Here is a 15,357-nt window from a genome sequence, read left to right on the forward strand (position 1 = left end):
TGGTGCACCACCGCCACACCCGCCACACCTGCGCACACAAGTCTACACCGCGCCGCAACGGGGGGGCGCCCTGAGGCGGCTGGGGGCGGGCGGGGAGCCCGGCCCGCCCACACCTGGACATGAAGTGTGCGAGGTGCTCGACGGTCGCCGCGCGGTCCCGCACTGCGTAGGCGCGCATCAGACCGAGAGTCCGCGACGCGGCCACGTTCATCCGAGGTCAGTGAGGTCCTGAACGTCCTTCATCGCTTCCCCGCTGCTCGCCCTCGGCAGAGGGCAGCTTGGCCAAGGCGCCGCCATTGGCGGTCAGCCACTCGTCCAGCTTCGCGGGCTCGCCCGTGAACAGGCCTGCGGCCTGCGGGGCATAGTTCTTCGCCTTGAGCGCGTTCTCCACTTCGCCACGGGTCTGAGCTTCCTTGAGGAGCTTGTTTTCCGCCTGAAGCTCGTTCAGATGCGCCCATGGCGGAACGAGCCCGCAGTCCAAGATGCTCAGGATCGACTGATGACGCTCATGGAAGCGACATGACCGCAGGTTGAAGGGAGCGACACGTGCGAACAGAGGTAGACGACGCCAAGCAAGCAGGTCCGCGAGCGCATCTGGGACGTGCTCGATGCGGCAGCGGCCGCCCTCGATCAGACGACCCACGGCCGCATCCCGACCTTCAAGGGCTCCCGGGCCGCGGCCGACCGCCTCGGCACACTCACCTCATGGCACGCCGCCTGGACCATCAAGACGGTCCCGGACAAGGCTCAACTTGCCGTACGCGCCAAGGCGCTCGACGAGGGAAGACGGTCTACATGGCCGTTCCCAAGCTCGCCGACCCACGCCCCTTCTACCTCCTCGACCCTGCCGCTCTGACCATTCCTCCGGCCGAGGCGGCATCCAGCAAGGTCGCCGCAACCATCGCCCCTCGAGTGGACGTGAGCGAGCTACGGCCGGTCGACATGGTGGTCGTGGGCAGCGTGGCCGTGACCCGCGCCGGCATCCGCATCGGCAAGGGCGCCGGCTACTCCGACCTGGAGTTCGCGTTCCTGATGGAAGCGGGGCTGATCAGCGAGCGCACCATCGTCGTCACCACGGTCCACTCTCTTCAGGTGGTGGACGAGGAGCTTCCGGCCACGGAACACGACTTCGGCGTGGACCTCATCGTCACCCCCGAAGAGACCGTCACGTGTCCCGCGCCTCACCGGCCCTCGGGTCTGGTCTGGGAACACCTCGACGCGGCGAAGATCGCCTCGATTCCCGTACTGGCAGCGCGGGCACCCGCGGGCGACAGCTGAGGCCGACTACTCCAGGGGCAACGATGCTCTGTCGGCAACGGCTGACTGCCCGTCGCCCTGAAGTAGAGGCCACTCAGCTCAGCCACGCGTTCCCACGTCACTTCCTCAGCGATACCGCCCGCCCGGGGCGCACGCCCTCCATCACGGCCTGTTGCGTTCTCAATGAGGCATCGACCGGTCGTGTGACGGACACAGCGGGAGCGGAGTCTGAGACTCCTCGCCCCGCCTCCCCCACCCCGCAGGGCACAATTCACGCCACTGCTCTCCAACCACATTGCCCCCGCAATACGGCATGCGAGAGGATGTTCGGTGAACTGTGGGACGTACGGTGCCCACGTGCCGTGCAAGGCACAACGGTGCGCCGAGCCCGAGTGACCAAGGGGGAGCGATGAAGTTCGACATGGGGTCGACGACTCTGTCGACGCTGGCCAAGAGCACGAGCGGGTCGAGTGACGATCTGGGTGCGCTGATCCAGCAGTTGATCGCCGCCGCGCAGCCGTTGGAGGGAAAGTTCAACGGTGAGGGCAAGGCGATGTTCGACGCGTTCAAGGCGAACGCGGACGACATCACAGCCGCGCTGAACGGTTCGCTGTCGTCAATCCTGGGCGGCCAGTCCGGGATGGACACCGCGTTCGGTACGGGTGACCAGGAGCAGTCCGACAACGCGCAGCAGAACATGGGCGCCGCGAACTTCGACGCGGCCCGCTTCAGCGGCTGAGACACACGGGGGTTTGACCATCATGGCGACGCAGGACCGACGTTCGTACGACACCGGCGCCTCCGCCGAGGTGCAGGGCAGCCTGCACGGCATCATCGGCCGTCTGGAGACCGTGCTCGGCGACCGCGACCGCGCGGTGAAGACGGCGATGGCCGACTACCAGGCCGACGGGGTCTCGGACGAGTACCACGGCAAGGAAGTCCGCTGGAACCGTGCCGCGAACGAGGTGCGCGACATCATCCAGCTGGTCCGCACGACGCTGGAGAAGAACGACGCCACGGCCCAGTCCACCCTCGCCAGGGCGCGTTCGGCCGTGAACAACATCGGCTGACGCACGCCGAGTTACGTGATGTGAGTACTGGCGCGGGCTCTGGCGCGCGCCGTCAACGGGGATGAGGGGGATGGTCGTGACGGGGTGGGACATCGACCCGGCCGGGGTGTCCGGCGTGTTGTCCAAGTCGGGCGCCGCCGCGCAGGACATGTCGAAGGCCGGCGGCGCGATGCAGAAGGATCTGGAGTCCGCTTCCTCCGCCGCGGGCACGCTCACCAGCCAGTACGGCCCCTACACCAGCACGGCGGGTGTGGTGGGTGCGGCGCTGGCGCAGTTCGCGCAGCACTGGAACCGGGACCTGCTGTACATCGCCAAGCGCACCGAGAATTCGCTGAACGGCGCGGCCGAGGCCACCGCCGCCTACATGCACGGTGCGCGGGAGCAGGCGGCGAACGCCCAGCAAGCCGCAGCCAAGGAGCCGAAGATCGACATGCCGGGGGCGGGTCAGGCCCAGGCGCCGGGCGCGGGTGAGACCGGGCGTCGCACGGAGGGGCGGTAGCGGTGAGCGACCAGCTGATCGATCCGTCCGGGATCCCGCACTTCATCGGTGACCTGGCGACCCTGGACACCGATGTCACCAACCTGAATACGCACGCGGGGGAGTTCCGTTCGGCGGGCGCGGACGTGCACGCCGAGTTCCAGGGTCTGTCCGCGTTCTACCAGGCGCCGGAGGCGGACCAGTTGTTCGCCACCACGCTGCCGGTGAAGACGAAGACGGACGCGTTCGCCGACGATCTGGAGCAGGTGTCGTCCGCGCTGTCCGCCTACAGCACCGAGGTCCAGCCTCTGGTCAAGAAGCTGGACACGCTCAAGGCGGACGCGACCGCGTTCGTGAACTCGGTGTCCGGGGACGAGGACTGGCGCAAGGACCAGGACAAGGTCGACCACAACAACGACCTGTGGCACGACGTCAACCACACGGTCGCAGCGTTCCAGTCCGCCGAGCGTGCCGCCTACAACAAGATCATGGCGTTGATCGGCGGCACGGCGCTGACCACCGACGACGGCTCGCACGCCAAGAACATGTACGGCTTCAATGCCGGCGACCTCGACCATGCCGAAGAGACCCCTTGGGGCTCGTCGGCCGAGCGCGAGTACGAGGGCCTGGCCTGGCTCGGGCACCAGATCAAGAGCTACGTGTGGGACGGCTTCATCGTCGACGGCGTGTGGGGCACCATCACGGGCCTGGGCACCCTCGTCGGCACCGACGGCTGGGCGGCGGCAGGCCAGGCCTGGAAGCACCTCGCCCAGCTCGGCACCGGCCTGGCCATCACCTCCACAGCCATGTTCGGCGGTGCCGGGGTCGCCGCCGCCTACTGGACCGCCCCCGACGACAAACTCCCCTCCTGGCTGCGCGAATCGCGTACAACGATGAAGGAGACCGGAAAGGCCCTGGTCGCCTGGGACACCTGGAAGACCAACCCGTCCCGCGCGGCCGGCGCGGTCACCTTCAACGCCGTCACCGCCATCTTCACCGGCGGCGCGGGCAGCGCCGCGTCCGGCGCGGGCAAGGCGGGGGCGGTCGCCCGCGCCCTGTCCATCACGGGCAAGGCGGCGCGGATCGTCGACCCGATGACGTACGTCGGCAAGGCGGGCAAGTTCGCCTTCGTCAAGGTCGGGGACACCTTCACAGCGCTGAAGAACCTCCGCACCGGCGCCTCGGTCGACCTGATCCGTCAGGCCGATGCATTCCGTTCGCCCAGCATTCCCGAAACGGCGATCCCGTACGTCGACAACGCCACCGGGAAGGTCATCTACCTGACCGACCAAGGGCATCTGCTGAACGCGGACGGCAAGCTGGTCCAGCACGCCGACCAGGCGCCCGGTGAGGTGTCGGCGGCGGATCGGGCACGGCTGGACGCCGCGGACGGGCGAGCACGGAACCCCGAACTCGTGGGCGCTCACGGGGCCACCAATTCGGTGTCGCATGATGCTCCCCGCACCGCTAGCGACAGCGGTGCGGGCACGGCGCACTCCCCGTCTCCAGGTTCCTCAGCAGACCTCGCGGACATGGGTACCGGGCACGGGACAAGCACGCCGCGTACCGGTTTGCCCGGACGCGGCTCAGGCGGAGAACCGTTCCCGCATGCGCACGGCGATGCCCCGCGCCCGACGGGCAAGGCCTGGTACGACGATCTCAATCCACACCAGATCAAGGATGTACAGGTCTACCGCGCCAATCACGAGCCGGGCTATCGGGAGATGTACTACCAGAAGAACGGCCATCGTCTGCGCTTGGCCGTTGCCGACGAGAGCGGTTTCGCTCCGCCGCAGTTGGCCAAGGACCCTCATCATCCCGGGATGTGGATCGCGGCCAGTGACAAGGCTTCACCGATACCGGAGAAGTACGTCCACGGTTCCAAGGTCGAACAGGGGCCCGAGACGGCGCGCACGCAGGAAGACCTTGACGCCATAGGCAAGAAGGCGCTGCAGCGGCATAACTCGGTGACGGCGGACAACGCGTGGCATGAACCCCTGAAGGACGCAAAGCACGCCTATAAGGCGGACCCGACCCCGGACAACCTCAAGGCCTACGAGGAAATCAAGGCCGAGCACGCGCCGTTCCATCGGGCCATGAGTGACGACAGCGAGGCATTCGGCGAAGCGGTCGCACGACACCATGTCATTCCGGAGCACTACCCTGGTGCGCGGATGGAGGAGCTGGCGGGCCCGAAGAACGGCAACGACCAGTTCGACCAGGTGTGGAGCTGGACGGGCGAGCACGGAACCAAGAAGTTCGTGGTGATCGAGTCCAAGAGCACGGTCAGCACAGATCTGGGCAAGAGGTCATTGCCCAGCGGGCTGGATGCCAGGCAGGGATCCAGGGAGTACTTCCTTGACATTCTGCGAGAAATGAAGCAGCGGGGAATCAACGGGAACTTGGACGAGAAGCGCCTGTACAAGGAATTGAGCAGGGCTCTGAAGCAAGGGAACGTCGATTATGTCCTGGTCAAGGGGAAGGTCACTTCGGCAGGCGAGTACGCTGGCTACCAAAAATGGACGTTCGACATCCGCTAAGGGGAGACATCGGTGACCGAGACAGTGGCCCGGCACGTCAGGCCGAACGCTCTGGACGAGGCCGACGTCCAGGACCTGGCCGAGGAACTGGGCGACAGCGTCGAGAGCTTGGGGACGTCTCCCACCGTCTTCGGACTCGCCTTCAACGAAGCGCTGATGCAGGTGCAGGCCCGCCTCGCCATCGATCCGAAGGCATCGGAACTCCCCACGTGGGAAGCCACCGTGGCAGCCATGCAGGTCAGCCACGCTGCCTTCGCCACGACAGCGACGAACGTCGGCACCGTGGAGTGCCGGATCATCGACCAGGTGCGCAAGCTCCCCGCGACCGGGCCGCAGTTCTATGCGAACGCGGGAAACTGGCTCACCGCCCTGTGGTTCGCGATCATTTGCCGGGATCAGACGCGCATGACTGAGCTGTGCCAGATCCCGCTGTCGACCCTTCGCGCCTCGGGCGCGGCGGGCGATGAATACATCTACAACTGGGTCGACACGCTGCAGACATACTGGCTGGAGCGACCAGGGCTGGTGGACAAGCTCTCCACCACCATCGACAACTCATACCCGGAAGTAGCAACCACCGCGCCTCGGGACCTGCTGCAGAACATCCTGTATCCGCCCATCAACCTCTTCTACCAGTTTCTGCGGAAGGACCACGACGCCTTCAACGCCGCCCTGCTCGAGGCCCTCCAACTCCACAAGAGCTATTGGACAATTGACGAAAAGCGGGCGAACGACCTCGGCGGATCGGTAGCCCTCGCCCTCCTGGCCATCACATGCCTGGCATATGATGCGGGCTTTCCGATCAATGTGGAGTCCGATTACCTTCCGGGGCATCTCCTCGACCGCGAATGGGTCGGCGAGTTCGAAGTCTGAGGCGCGCCTAACGCCCGTCTGACCCCACCAGCCCAGTACCGAAGCAGATTTGAGTCATGCCAGCTCAGGATTACGACAGTCAGCTGCTCGAGTCGGTGGCGGTGCGCCGCCGACGGTTGCGCGATGCCGTGTTGTTCGGTGCGCGACGGCAACGGCGCACCGTCGATGAGCGGTTGGGGAAGGCGTTCGCCGGTGTCGTGATTGCCGCGGTGCTGTGTGCCGGGTGTGTGGGCTGGTCGTTCATTTCGCATCGGGTGATCGGGAAGAGCGGATACGGGACGACGTCCGTACCTGCGTCGACATCGTCCGTTCCAGCCTCCGAATCGCCGAAGAATGCAGCTTCCGCCCGATGATAGGTTCGAACGCGTGATATCTCAGGGGGCTGTGAGCCGTACGGTGTTGAGCCGTATCACGTTGGTCGGGGAGCGACGCCGCATTGATCTGGTGCTGCCGTCGCAGGAGCCGATCGGGCTGCTTCTTCCTGAGGTGATGCGACTGCTGGACGACCGGGTCGGCGAACGGCCGCAGGCCCGCCACCTGGTGACGGCCGACGGCAGCGCCCTGGAACAGGACGCCACGCTGGAGTCCGCAGGCGTACCCGATGGCGCCGTGCTGCGGCTGGTACGCATCGAGCACGCGCCGTCCGCTCCCGTCGTGCATGACGTGAGCGACGAGGCCGCCGACGATCTGGATGTGCGGGCCTGGCGATGGGGCGCGCGGTCCCGGAGGATCGTCTCTGCCGGCGCCTGTGTCGCCTGGGCCGTCGCCGCGTCGTTCATCGCCCGCGACGGGTACGAAGCGCGCACCGTCGCGAGCGCGCTGGCAATCACCGCGGCCGTCGCTGCGGTAGCCGGCGTGCTGCTCGGGCGGTCCGGGCGGAAGGGACTCGCCACGGCGCTGATCGGCGCGAGTGCCGCTGTCGGGATGGTGGCGGCGTGGTCGTTCGCGGACGCCAACGAGTGGTCCGCAGCGGTGCGGTGGGGAGCCGTGGCCGCGGTGGTCGTCGTGGCGTTGTTGCTGTTCGGCGGGTTCTCGCCGTTCGGACGCGGCGCCCTGGTCGGTGCCGGTGCTCTGACCGGGGTCGGGGCGTGCTGGGAGATCGCGCTCGCCGTGCAGTCCGGCGGCGAGCAGGCCGTGGGCTCGGCTCGTGCTGCGGCGCTGCTCGCTGTGGTTTCGGTGGTGGCCTCGGGAGTACTGCCACGGCTTGCGTTGATGGCATCGGGGCTGTCCGGGCTCGACGACCGGCGCTCGGCGGGCACTTCGGTAAGTCGGCTCCAGGTGGGGACCGCGATGGCCGCTACACACCGGGGCCTGGCCCTGGCGACGGTGGTGATGGCGGCCTCCGGAGCCCTCGCCGGCGTGCTGGTCGTTCGGACGGTATCGGTGTGGACGGTGCTCCTCGCGGTCACCGTCGCCCTCGTTCTCGCGCTGCGGGCCAGGGCGTATCCGCTGGTGGCCGAGGTCGTCGCGCTGCTGCTGGCGTCGGGTGTCGTCGTGGCGCGGCTGGCGTGGCTGTGGCTGGAAGAGCAGGGCGTTGCGGGGCCGCTCGCCGTGCTGGTGGTGCTGGCGCTCGTGCCGCTCGGTGTGCTCGCCGTGGAACCGGCCGAGCACGTGCGCGTACGGCTGCGCAAGGTCGGGGACGTATTGGAGTCGGTCGGGGTGATCGCTCTGTTCCCGTTGGTTCTCGGGGTGTTCGGGGTGTACGGGCGGCTGCTCGGCACGTTCGCGTAAGGGGGCGGTGATGACGACATCCGGCCGGTGGCAGAACGACGTACTGCGAGAGCTCAACGCGTCCGCCGAGCAACCCGCACCTCCCGCACCTGACGACGGCCGCTCGCCGTTGCCCGTGCGTCGCCCCGACGAGCAGCGCCCCCACCCGGGGCAGCCGCGTACCTCGGCCCGCCCGGCGGCGGAGCCAGCCGGTCCACAGCCGATGCCGCAAGCGGCGCCGCGCCATCCGGCCAGCCCGTCTCACCAGGCACCACCGGCCCCTCCGGCACCCGCACCCGCACCCGCACCCGCACCCGCACCCGCACCCGCCCAGCCTCACCCCACCAGTCCCTCCCCCGCCGCACCACCGCCCAACGCGCCCCGGCCCCCGGTCGCATCCCCCGAGTCCGTACCCACCCTCGACCCGCGCCTCGCCTACGCACTGGGCACGCCGCAGCACGGCGACTCGCTGGCCCGACGCACCGGACGCGGCCTGCGCAAACTGACCTCGTCCGCCGCGCACGACGTCGGCGAGGAGACCCGGCTCGCCGGGCTGTTGCAGCAGCCGGTGACCACGGGGCGCGTGATCGCGGTGACGTCGATCCGTGGCGGCGCGGGCAAGACCACCACCTCCGCGCTCCTCACCCGCACCCTCAGCCACTACCGGCACGACCCGGTCCTGGCCCTGGACGCGGACTCCGCGCTGGGCACGCTGCCGGTGCGCCTCGGGGCGGAGACCGTGCGCTGGTCGGCCACCGACCTGGCCCAGATCCTCACCCCGTCGATGCAACTGACCGATGTGACTGGCTACTTGGCGTCCATCGGGGACGGCGGCTGGCTGCTGCCGGCAAGCCAGGGCCGGCTCGGCGTCGCACCGCTGGACATTCCGACGTATCGCAAGGTGACGCTCTCGCTGCGCCGCTACTTCGCGGTGACCGTGGTCGACTGCGAGTCGCTGCCCGGCGAGATCGCCCGCACCGCGATGGCCACCGCCCACACACGCATCGTGGTCGCGCCGCAGACCGCGGAGGGCGTGAACGGCAGCCGGATCGTCCTGGACTGGCTGGCCCAGCTGCCACAGGACGCGCTCGCCTCGACCATCGTGGCGCTCACCACGAACAGCACCGATCCGAGCCTGGAGTTGAAGGTCGCCATGGCCCATCTGCGCGAGACGGGCGTGACCGTCGTGCACCTGCCCTACGACCGCCATCTGGCGGGCGGCGGCCCCATCCGCCCCGACCGGCTTGGCGAGGCCACCCGGCGTGCCGCCACCGAACTGTCCGCCGAAGCGATGCAGCGGGCGGTGCGCGTCCGATGACCCAACACCTAAAGCAGCAGGCGGTGCACGCTCGATGATCCAACACCTGAACCGGCAGGCGGTGCGCACCCGGTGACCCAGCACCTCGTCCACCGCCCGGCCCGCTCGCACCGCCCGCTGCCGCCCGTCGAGACCCGCACCATCGAGCCGCCGCCGAATCTGCCCGAGGGCAAGACGGGCAGTGCCGCCACCGCGCTGCTCCCCATGGCAGGTGTCATGGGCTCGGTCGTGATGATGACGGTGATCCGCTCCAGCCAGTTCGCCGGACTCGGCGCCGTCGTCCTGGTCATCGCACTGCTCGGCGCCGTGGCCCTGTTCCTCTCCCAGCGCGGCAAGGCGCAGCGCCAGCGGCGCACCCAGCGCGAGCGGTACCTGGAGTATCTGGAAGGTCTGCGCGCCGAGTTGGCCGACGCCGAGCGCGACCGTCGCCGCGCGGCCCGGTTCCTGCACCCGGACCCGGCAGCCCTCCACGACATCGTGCGTGACCCCGCCCGACTGTGGGAACGGCGCCGGTCCGACACCGACTTCCTCCAGGCACGTATCGGCGTCGGCGACGTCCCCGTACAGGACCTGGCCGTCGGGCAGAACACGTCCGGGACGGCGATGACACCGCCCGACCCGTTCATGCTGAACGAGGCCCGCGCCCTCCAGGCCCGCTACGCCACCACACCCGACCACCCCCTGACCGTTCCGCTCGACCGGGCCGGCAACGTCAGCGTCATCGGCGACCGCGCCTCCGTGCTGCGCGTCGCCCGGGCCCTGCTCATGCAGGTGGCGGCCACCCACGCCCCGGACGACGCGGCCCTCGCGCTCGCCGTGCCCGGGGAACGTATCGAGGAGTGGGAGTGGGCGAAGTGGCTCCCGCACGCCCTCGACCCACACACCCAGGACGGCGCCACCCCGGCACGCCGCATCGCGCCCGACCTGAACCAACTGGCCCAGGTGCTCGGCGCAGACCTCAAACAGCGTGCCACCTACGCCGCCGAGGTACGCCGCGGCCTCGCCGACCGGCGGGCCCTCGACCTCACCGACCGGCTCGTGGTCGTCCATGACACCTACGGCGAGAACGCCACCGACCTGCCCCGCCCCGACGCGGCCGTCCCGCTGAATGCCATGGGTGTCACCGTGATCCACCTGCTGGCCGACCAGCGGCACGAGCCCGACCATGTCTCGGTGCGCATCACCGTCGACGAGGACCGGATCGCCGTGGACGATCTACGCCCCCAACTCCCCGTACGCACATGGGGGCTTGCCGACGAGGCCGGCCCGGCCGCCGCCGAAGGACTCGCCCGTGTCCTGGCCCCGCTGCGGCTGTCGGCAGAATCCGCGGCCGAAGGCGCCCCAGTGTCCGGCCCGGTCGACTTCCCCCACCTGTTGGGCGTCGAGGACATGGCCGCCCTCGACCTGCCCCGCCAGTGGGCGCCACGCGGCGAGCGCGACTTCCTGCGCGTCCCGATCGGCCTCGACGACCACCACCAGCCGGTCCTCCTCGACCTCAAGGAGTCCTCCGAACTCGGCATGGGCCCGCACGGGTTGTGCGTCGGCGCCACCGGCTCCGGCAAAAGCGAACTCCTGCGCACCCTCGTCCTCGCACTCACCGCCACGCACGCGCCGGACGACCTGGCGATGGTCCTCGTCGACTACAAGGGCGGTGCCACCTTCGCCCCGTTCACCGGCCTGCCGCACGTCGCCGGTGTCATCACCAACCTGGAGAACCAGGCCGGACTCGTCGAGCGCGTCCACACCTCCCTCGCCGGTGAGATCAAGCGCCGCCAGCAGGTGCTGAAGGACGCGGGCAACATCGCCGACATCGGCCACTACCGCGCCCTGCGCGAAAACGAGCGCCCCGACCTCGACCCGCTCCCCCACCTCTTCGTCGTCATCGACGAATTCGGTGAACTCCTCACCGCCAAGCCCGACTTCATCGACCTTTTCCTGTCCATCGGCCGGATCGGCCGCTCGATCGGCGTGCATCTGCTGCTGTCCAGCCAGCGCATCGAGGGCGGCAACCTCAAGGGCCTGGAAACCTACCTGTCCTACCGCCTTGGCCTGCGCACCTTCTCCGCCGACGAGTCCCGTACGGTCCTGGAGACCACGGACGCCTTCCACCTGCCGCCCCTGCCCGGCTTCGGCTACCTCAAGGTCGACACCTCCACGTACACCCGGTTCAAGGCGGGCTACGTCTCCGGCGCCTACCGCGGCCCGGCGCTCCGCGACACCACGAGCGACGACACACCTCACGTGTGGCCGTACCCGGCCTTCAACACACCCCAGACGCCGGGGAGCTCACCGGAGGACACCGAGCCGGCGACGATGCGGGAGCGCGAGACGGGACCCACGGTCCTGTCCACCGCGGTCGCCCAACTCACCGACGCCGCCACGCAGCCGGTGCGCCGCATCTGGCTGCCCCCGCTCCCAGAGGCGACCACCCTGGACACGGCCGCGGGCCCCATCCAGGCCTCGACCGACGGCCTCCAACTCGTCACAACAGAAGGCGGGTTGCGCGCACCGCTCGGCATCCTCGACGACCCGGCCCGCCAGTGGCAGGGCCCGTGGGTCCACGACCTCAACACGGCCGGCGGACACACCGCGATCATCGGCGGCCCCCAATCCGGCAAAACAACCCTCCTTCGCACCCTCGCCCTTTCCCTCGCGCTCACCCACACCCCCACCGATGTCGCCCTCTACGGCCTGGACCTGGCCGGCGGCGGCCTGAGCGCGCTGACGGACCTGCCGCACGTCGGCGGCATCGCGGGCCGCGCCGACCACGAACGCGCCGCACGCACCGTCGCCGAGGTCCGCGCCATGCTGGACCGCCGCGAGACCGCGTTCCGCGAGCACGGCATCGACTCCGTCGACCAACTGCGCACGCTGCGCACCCAGGGCCTCCTGCCCGAACTCGGCTCCACCGACATCGTGTTGCTCATCGACGGATACGGCGCACTGCGCGACGAGTTCGCCCACCTCGACGACGCCGTCGCCGACCTCCTCAAGCGCGGCAGCGGCTACGGCATCCACATCGTGGCCGGCATGCTCCGCTGGAACGACGTCCGTATCGCCGCCCAGTCCATGTTCGGCAGCCGCATCGAACTGCGCCTCAACGACCCAGCCGACTCCTCCATCGACCGCAAACTCTCCGAGACACTGTCACCGGACACCCCGGGCCGCGCCCTCACCGACGGCAAACTCTTCGCGCACACAGCCCTGCCACGCATCGACGCCAAGACCACCACCACGGACATCGGTCCCGCGTTGGAGGAGGCCGCGCGCACCATCCGCGCCACCTGGCACGGTGAACTCGCCGCTCCTGTACGGGTGTTGCCGACGCGTCTGCCCGCGCAACGCCTGCCGTCCACCACGGCGGAACCTCACGCAGTACCGATCGGCCTCGACCAGGACTCCCTCTCCCCCGCCGTCCTGGACCTGTTCGGCACCGACCAGCACCTGCTGATCCTCGGCGACAACGAGTGCGGCAAGACCAACCTCCTGACTCTCATCTCCCGCTCGCTCGTCGACCGCTACGGAGACAAGGAACTGGTCTTCGGCGTGTTCGACCCGCGCCGCGGCCTACGAGGCGCCATCCCCGAGCCGTACCGCGGCGGCTACGCCCACAACGCCAAGCTGGCGAACGCACTCGCCACCGGCATCTCTGCCGAACTGGAGAAACGCCTCCCGGAGGCTGCCGACCCGGACTCGACGGACACGGAACCGTCATTCGCCGGCCCGCGCATCGTGATCCTCGTCGACGACTACGACATCCTCACCGCCGCCGGCCAGCACCCCCTCGACCCGTTCCTGCCGTACATCTCCTCGGCCCAGGACATCGGCCTGCACTTCGTCGTCACCCGCCGCGTCGCCGGCGCCTCCCGCGCCCTGTACGACCCGTTCCTCATGGCCCTGCGCGAAACGGGCGCCACCGCCCTGGTCATGACCGGCGACCGCAGCGAGGGCCAACTCCTGCCCGGCCTCTACGCCTCACCGCAGCCGCCCGGCCGCGGCACCCTGGCCCGCCGCGGCCGCCGCCACCAACTCATCCAGACCGCCCTCGCGCCCGAAGCCGAATCGCACGAGGAGACTCCGGCGTGACCCAGGACATCATCGCCCTCACCCCGAAGATGCCCGACCCCGCGGCCCTCCTCGCGGCCCTGCACGCCGGCGGCCCCGACCTCACCCTGACGACCACCGACGACGACGCGGTCATCCACCTGTGCACCACGGCAGGCCGCCCCCTGGTCTCCGTCGAGGCACCGGTACTCGTCCACACGGCCGGAGAGGCGGAACGCCTCCTCGGCCATAAACTCGCCGCGCCGGAACCGCCGTTCTGGTGGACCGAACTCCGCGCATCCAGCGCCGTCCCCGAAGCCGAGCCACTCGCCGCCTCGGTGGCCGCCCGCCTGACGATGCTGCTGGGCGGGACCACCTGGCCACAGAGTACAAACGCCACGGCCGCCGTAGACACAGCTGACACCCCACCCGACGACATCACCCCAACACCCGCCGCAGCAGGTGCGCTCCCCATCGTCGACGCCCTGACCGACTCCACAGCAGTCGTCATCGCGGACCGGCCCGTCCTGGGCCTGACCACCTGGCTCGCCGACGTCCTGCGCATCACAACCGCAGCCAACCGGGCCCTGCACATCGTGACACCACCCCACACCCGCCTCACCTTGCCCCTACGAACAGCCCTGGGCGGCGCCCCCAACCGCTGGGTCATCCAACACCCGGAAGCCGGCTACTACGACGGTCTGTCCGGCGCCCAACTCACATGGCGGGACGGCACATTCACACCTGCCGGCGACGGCAAGGTCGCCACCACCTTCACGACCGACGTCGAGCCCACCGAAGAGCACCAACTCACGGTGTCCTTCCGCACGCTCCACGCACCGAACGCGGACCTGACGCTCGGCGCTGCACTGGAAGCGGCCTGGCGCCACCTCGTGGGCACACCACCAGCCGGATGGGGCACCGCCGAACCCATCAACCTCCCCTGGTCACCCCGCCAGTTGACCGACCTGGCCCGCGACCGCGCCCCCGAGCCCACCCACACCCTCGCGATCGGCACCCCGGACCGCCCGGCCATCGCCACTCATCGCACCACACGCACCACGACCGGCATCACCGAGGACATCACCCTCACAGTCGGCTACGCCGCCGACGAGTCCGTCCACCTGGACGCCATCGAACCCCTCGCCACCGAACTCGTCGCCACCCACAACCTCGCCACGATGCTGACCACACTCCGCACGGCCCGCGCCGACCTCACGCTGCCGCCACTCCTGACCGCCCCACCCGTCCCGGTGGCATTCACCCTCGGCGCCGCCGATGTCGGCGCCATCGGCCTCACGTACGCCCGCCGCCCACCGTTCGCGATCAAGCCGGTACAACTCGGCACTGCCGCAGCGCCCTCTCTCCACTATCCGCTGGGCGACGGCACCAGCGCCGACGCCTGGGCGTCACTCCACACCTTGACCAGCCACCTCAAGAGCCGCACAATTACGGGCAGTTCCACGTAACCCAGCATCACCCCTGCCCAAATGGTGGGCAGGTCAAAGCGTCACACAACCGTGCAGCAGACCCGAGCACGGCCGAGTCGATCAGCCTGCCCTGGTCGACACGCCAGTTGACGGAACTCGCGCGTGGCCGCGCACCTCACCCCACACTGCTCACCGCCACCGGCACACCCGATCGTCCGGCCCTCGCGACCCTCCAGGTTCTGCGCACTGCAGCAGGCGTCGCGGAAGACATCACACTCGCGCTCGGCTACCGGGCTCGAGAAGAGCCACCTATGAACAGCATCGAAGCCCTCGCCACGGAACTCGACGCGGATCACGGCCTCGTCACCCTGCTCACAGCGGTGCGCAGCTCACGCCACGACCTCACCGTTCCCCCGCAGTTCGAGCCGCCCCCATCCCCATAGCGCTCACCCTGGGCGCAACAGAGGTCCAGAACCTTGGGCTGGCGCACGCGGAGCATCCGCCAACGGACGCCATACCCACCAGACTCGGTCCACGGTCGCACCCGGCACTCCACTACCGGCTCGGCAACGGGATCGAACCCCAGGCATGGGACACCCTGCAACGACTCACCCAGCACCTGAAGACGACGTAACGA

Annotated in this window: 12 protein-coding genes and 1 pseudogene; 12 read left to right on the plus strand and 1 reads right to left on the minus strand. The window is 69.2% G+C overall.

Translation table 11 applies throughout. The features are described from left to right. Window positions 1–217 precede the first annotated feature (217 nt). Window positions 218–643: a hypothetical protein gene (locus ACYSUO_RS40525; RefSeq protein ID WP_461781213.1), complete on the minus strand. Its 426-nt coding sequence runs from the start codon at window positions 641–643 to the stop codon at window positions 218–220. 152 nt (window positions 644–795) lie between these two features. On the opposite strand from ACYSUO_RS40525, the gene ACYSUO_RS40530 reads away from it, so the two are divergent. The 12 genes and pseudogenes from ACYSUO_RS40530 (at window position 796) to ACYSUO_RS40585 (ending at window position 15,354) form a co-directional block, all read left to right on the plus strand. After that, window positions 796–1,278: a 5-formyltetrahydrofolate cyclo-ligase gene (locus tag ACYSUO_RS40530; RefSeq protein ID WP_461781214.1), complete on the plus strand. Its 483-nt coding sequence runs from the start codon at window positions 796–798 to the stop codon at window positions 1,276–1,278. A gap of 388 nt (window positions 1,279–1,666) precedes the next feature. Next, the gene (locus ACYSUO_RS40535; RefSeq protein ID WP_422471867.1) at window positions 1,667–1,996 is read left to right on the plus strand and encodes a hypothetical protein; all 330 of its coding nucleotides are present in this window, start codon (window positions 1,667–1,669) and stop codon (window positions 1,994–1,996) included. A gap of 22 nt (window positions 1,997–2,018) precedes the next feature. Then, window positions 2,019–2,327: a pore-forming ESAT-6 family protein gene (locus ACYSUO_RS40540; RefSeq protein ID WP_267068312.1), complete on the plus strand. Its 309-nt coding sequence runs from the start codon at window positions 2,019–2,021 to the stop codon at window positions 2,325–2,327. Between the two features lie 76 nt (window positions 2,328–2,403). Further along, window positions 2,404–2,826, plus strand: coding sequence for a DUF6507 family protein (locus ACYSUO_RS40545; RefSeq protein ID WP_461781215.1), 423 nt, complete (start codon window positions 2,404–2,406; stop codon window positions 2,824–2,826). Window positions 2,827–2,951: 125 nt separating this feature from the next. Further along, window positions 2,952–5,345 (plus strand): hypothetical protein, encoded by a 2,394-nt coding sequence (locus tag ACYSUO_RS40550; RefSeq protein WP_461781216.1) that lies wholly within the window; start codon window positions 2,952–2,954, stop codon window positions 5,343–5,345. Between the two features lie 12 nt (window positions 5,346–5,357). Further along, the gene (locus ACYSUO_RS40555) at window positions 5,358–6,218 is read left to right on the plus strand and encodes an immunity 49 family protein (protein ID WP_461781217.1); all 861 of its coding nucleotides are present in this window, start codon (window positions 5,358–5,360) and stop codon (window positions 6,216–6,218) included. A 56-nt stretch (window positions 6,219–6,274) separates the two neighbouring features. Beyond that, window positions 6,275–6,571 (plus strand): hypothetical protein, encoded by a 297-nt coding sequence (locus tag ACYSUO_RS40560; protein WP_461781218.1) that lies wholly within the window; start codon window positions 6,275–6,277, stop codon window positions 6,569–6,571. Beyond that, a complete protein-coding gene (eccD, locus tag ACYSUO_RS40565; protein ID WP_461781219.1) occupies window positions 6,552–7,949 on the plus strand; it encodes a type VII secretion integral membrane protein EccD in 1,398 nt (465 codons plus the stop codon). Before ACYSUO_RS40560 ends, eccD begins: the two co-directional genes overlap by 20 nt. A gap of 10 nt (window positions 7,950–7,959) precedes the next feature. Further along, a complete protein-coding gene (locus tag ACYSUO_RS40570; protein ID WP_461781220.1) occupies window positions 7,960–9,246 on the plus strand; it encodes a MinD/ParA family ATP-binding protein in 1,287 nt (428 codons plus the stop codon). Between the two features lie 72 nt (window positions 9,247–9,318). Further along, window positions 9,319–13,332: a type VII secretion protein EccCa gene (gene eccCa, locus ACYSUO_RS40575; protein WP_461781221.1), complete on the plus strand. Its 4,014-nt coding sequence runs from the start codon at window positions 9,319–9,321 to the stop codon at window positions 13,330–13,332. Then, on the plus strand, window positions 13,329–14,759 hold the full coding sequence (locus ACYSUO_RS40580; RefSeq protein ID WP_461781222.1) for a DUF6177 family protein: 1,431 nt from the start codon (window positions 13,329–13,331) through the stop codon (window positions 14,757–14,759). Before eccCa ends, ACYSUO_RS40580 begins: the two co-directional genes overlap by 4 nt. A 107-nt stretch (window positions 14,760–14,866) precedes the next feature. Continuing rightward, a pseudogene (locus ACYSUO_RS40585) lies at window positions 14,867–15,354 on the plus strand (DUF6177 family protein). The last annotated feature ends 3 nt before the right edge of the window (window positions 15,355–15,357 follow it).

Source organism: Streptomyces sp. UC4497 (genome assembly GCF_054871485.1).

Bases quoted from the DNA above. Each gene is read 5' to 3' on its own strand.
- ACYSUO_RS40530 (WP_461781214.1), top strand. From the start codon at position 796: ATGGCCGTTCCCAAGCTCGCCGACCCACGCCCCTTCTACCTCCTCGAC.
- ACYSUO_RS40535 (WP_422471867.1), top strand. From the start codon at position 1,667: ATGAAGTTCGACATGGGGTCGACGACTCTGTCGACGCTGGCCAAGAGC.
- ACYSUO_RS40540 (WP_267068312.1), top strand. From the start codon at position 2,019: ATGGCGACGCAGGACCGACGTTCGTACGACACCGGCGCCTCCGCCGAG.
- ACYSUO_RS40560 (WP_461781218.1), top strand. From the start codon at position 6,275: ATGCCAGCTCAGGATTACGACAGTCAGCTGCTCGAGTCGGTGGCGGTG.
- eccD (WP_461781219.1), top strand. From the start codon at position 6,552: ATGCAGCTTCCGCCCGATGATAGGTTCGAACGCGTGATATCTCAGGGG.
- ACYSUO_RS40570 (WP_461781220.1), top strand. From the start codon at position 7,960: ATGACGACATCCGGCCGGTGGCAGAACGACGTACTGCGAGAGCTCAAC.